The sequence below is a fragment of the Nocardia sp. NPDC003345 genome (assembly GCF_053589395.1).
Genome location: NZ_JBSFRU010000484.1, coordinates 1 through 3,280 on the forward strand (window position 1 = coordinate 1; position 3,280 = coordinate 3,280).

Sequence of the window (3,280 nt, forward strand, 5' to 3'; positions counted from 1 at the left end):
GGTGCCGGTGATCGCATCGTCCAGAACTGCCTGCCCCATTCCTGAATGGTCTCGCGTATCCAGCTCGACGACCGGCACTTCCGGGGCGTGTCGCGCCAGTGCGGCCGCGATCACGGGTGCGTCCACACCGAACAGCACCACCGCGACCAGCCGTTCGGCGACCTCTTCGACCAGATCCTCGACCCCGGCGCCCTTGAGCTGACCGCCGGCCAGCCAGATCACCTGCTGATGCCCGAGGATCGACGACCGCGCGGCATGCGGATTGGTCGCCTTGGAGTCGTCGACGAACTCGACCCCGCCCAGCTCCCGCACCAGCGCCGACCGGTGCGGACCGACCTTGTGCTCGATCAGGCCCTCGCGCACGAACTGCGGCGCCACATCGATGGCCCTGGTCAGCGCGGCGGCGGCCAGCGCGTCGGCCACCCCGGCCGGTCCGGGCGGGCTGATCTCCTTGGACTCGGCCAGGATCGCCGCCTTGGTGAAGGCGCGGTCGAGGAGTTTGCCGTCGACCACACCGAGTTCCCCGTCGGCCGGCACCCCGATGCGGAACCCGACGGTGCGCCGGGCCTTGGAGCGGCGGGCCAGGCCGGCGGCGATCGGATCGTCGAGCCCGACCACGCCGACCCGGCCCAGCAGCGCCCGCGACTTGGCGGCCGCGTAGGCGTCCAGGCCGCCGTGCCAGTCCAGATGGTCTTCGGCGACATTGAGCACCACCCCGGCCTCCGGCCGCACCGACGGCGCCCAGTGCAACTGGAACGAGGACAACTCCACCGCCAGCACCTGGGGGCCGGGGGTGCGGCGTAGCGCGTCGAGGATGGGGAGTCCGATATTTCCGCAGGCCACACTCGGTATGCCGGCAGCTCGCAGAATGGAGTGGGTCATCTGGGTGGTGGTGGTCTTACCGTTGGTGCCGGTCACCACCAGCCATTTGCGGACCGGACCGTAGATCCGGGCCTGGTCCACCCACCAGGCGAACTCCACATCGCCCCAGACGGGGATACCCTCGGATACCGCCGAGGCCAGCACCGGCGAATCCGGCCGCCAGCCCGGGCTGGTGATCACCAGCGCGAACCGCGACCAGTCGGTGCGTTCCAACTGCGCCGACGGCGCGATCTCGAGCCCCAGTTCGGACGCTTCGGCCAAGGCCTGGGCACCGCTGTCGGTCACCACGGGGCGGGCGCCGATATCGCGCAGCGGCGCGATCAGCGAACGGCCGGAGACCCCCCAGCCCGCGACCAGGACATCGCGGCCGCGCAGGAATTCCAGCATCGGGCCCGGTGAGCGCAGGGCCCGCGGTACATGTTCCTCCATCGTCAGCTCACCCGACCGCGGAGAGGTATTCGCTGTAGAACAGGGCGAGTCCGGCCGCCGAGGCCATCGCGGCCAGCAGCCAGAACCGGATGATCACGGTGGTCTCCGCCCATTTGCTCAGCTCGAAATGATGATGGAACGGCGCCATTTTGAACAGCCGGTTCCGGGTGGTCCGGAACACCGCCACCTGCAGCACCACCGACGCCGCCTCGGCGACGAACAGCGCGCCGATGACGACCATCAGCAGTTCGGTGCGGGTGGTGATCGACAGGCCCGCGAGCAGGCCGCCCAGCGCCAGCGAACCGGTATCGCCCATGAAGATCTTGGCGGGCGCGGCGTTCCACCACAGGAATCCGATACACGCGGCGGTGCCCGCCGCGCAGACCAGTGCCAGGTCCAGCGGATCGCGCACGTTGTAGCAGCCGGTCTCGGGCTTGGTCTCACACGAGTGGTAGTACTGCCAGAAGGTGATGACCACGTAGCCGCCGAGCACCAGGCTCATCGACCCGGCGGCGAGCCCGTCCAGCCCGTCGGTGAGGTTCACCGCGTTCGACCAGGCGACCACGATCAGGCAGACGAAGGCCAGGAACACCACCACACTCATCGAGACGGTGTTGATATCGCGGACATAGGACAGCTGCCGGCTGGCCGGCGAGAGCCCGCTGCCGCCGGGGAACTGCAGCGCCAGCACCCCGAACACCACCGCGGCGGTGATCTGGCCCAGGTACTTTCCGGCGGCGGTCAGACCGAGGTTGCGGCCCTTGCGGATCTTGATGAAATCGTCGATGAATCCGACCACACCGAGCGCGGTGGCCAGGCCCAGCACCAGCAGTGCCGACGCCGACGGCCCCTCGGCGTCGTAGCCGATCCCGATCAGATGCGAACCGAGATAACCGGCCCACATACCGATGATGATCGCGACGCCGCCCATGGTGGGGGTACCGCGTTTGGATTGGTGGCTGGCCGGGCCGTCGACCCGGATCTCCTGGCCGAATCCCTGCCGGGCGAATATCCGGATCAGCAGCGGTGTCAGCAGGATCGACACCGTCAGCGCGATCGCCGCCGCGAACAAGATCTGTCTCAACGCACTGCCTCCGTGCTCACCCCGTCGGCGGCGCCCGCGCCGCCCGGCGCCGGCGTACCGGCACCCGAATCCTTGTCACCCGCGTCCAGCAGTTTCTCCGCCACCGTCCACAGCCCGACCGACTGCGATGCCTTCACCAGCACCACATCGCCCGGGCCGACTTCGGCGGCAACCAGTTCCACGGCCGCTTCGATATCCGGGACGAGCACCGACTCCTCACCCCACGAGCCTTCCATGACCGCTCCCTGATGCATGCCCCGGGAGGGTCGTCCGGTGCCGACGACGACGAGCCGGTCCACGTCGAGGCGGACCGCCAGCCGGCCGATTCCGTCGTGCTCCACCACCGATTCGGGACCCAGTTCGGCCATCTCGCCGAGGACCGCCCAGCTCCGGCGGGGCGCCTCACCCGATCGCGCCATGCTCACCAGCGCCTTGAGCGCGGCCCGCATGGAATCCGGGTTGGCGTTGTAGGAATCGTTGATCACCGTGACGCCGTCGGCGTTGGTCCGCACATCCATCCGCCGGGCCGACGCCGCCCGCGCACCGGAGAGCGCGGTGACGAGGGTATCGAGATCGGCACCGCATTCCAGCGCGACCGCGGCGGCCGACAGCGCGTTGCCGACCTGGTGCTCACCGTGGACCGCCAGCGTGACCGCACGCTCACCGAGCGGTGTGTGCAGCGTGAACGACGCGCGAGCCCGATCGTCGAGGGTGACGCCGGTGGCGCGGATCCGCGCCCCGGCGGCCTGCCCGACCATCGTCACCCGGGCGGTCGTCCGCGACGCCATCGCGCTGACCTGCGAATCGTCGGCGTTCAGCACTGCCAGACCGGTCTCCGGCAATGCCTCCACGAGTTCACCCTTGGTTTTCGCGATCGCCTCGCGG

General features: G+C 69.5%; 3 protein-coding genes. All 3 read right to left on the reverse strand.

Going from position 1 to position 3,280, the window contains the following annotated elements; genetic code table 11:
- A partial coding sequence (murD, locus tag ACWDU1_RS30980; protein WP_450003922.1) for a UDP-N-acetylmuramoyl-L-alanine--D-glutamate ligase occupies nt 1–1,269 on the reverse strand: 1,269 nt, incomplete at its 3' end.
- A gap of 49 nt (nt 1,270–1,318) precedes the next feature.
- Nucleotides 1,319–2,395: a phospho-N-acetylmuramoyl-pentapeptide-transferase gene (mraY, locus tag ACWDU1_RS30985; protein ID WP_450003918.1), complete on the reverse strand. Its 1,077-nt coding sequence runs from the start codon at nt 2,393–2,395 to the stop codon at nt 1,319–1,321.
- A partial coding sequence (locus ACWDU1_RS30990) for a UDP-N-acetylmuramoyl-tripeptide--D-alanyl-D-alanine ligase (protein WP_450003920.1) occupies nt 2,392–3,280 on the reverse strand: 889 nt, incomplete at its 5' end. The genes ACWDU1_RS30990 and mraY, both read right to left, overlap by 4 nt.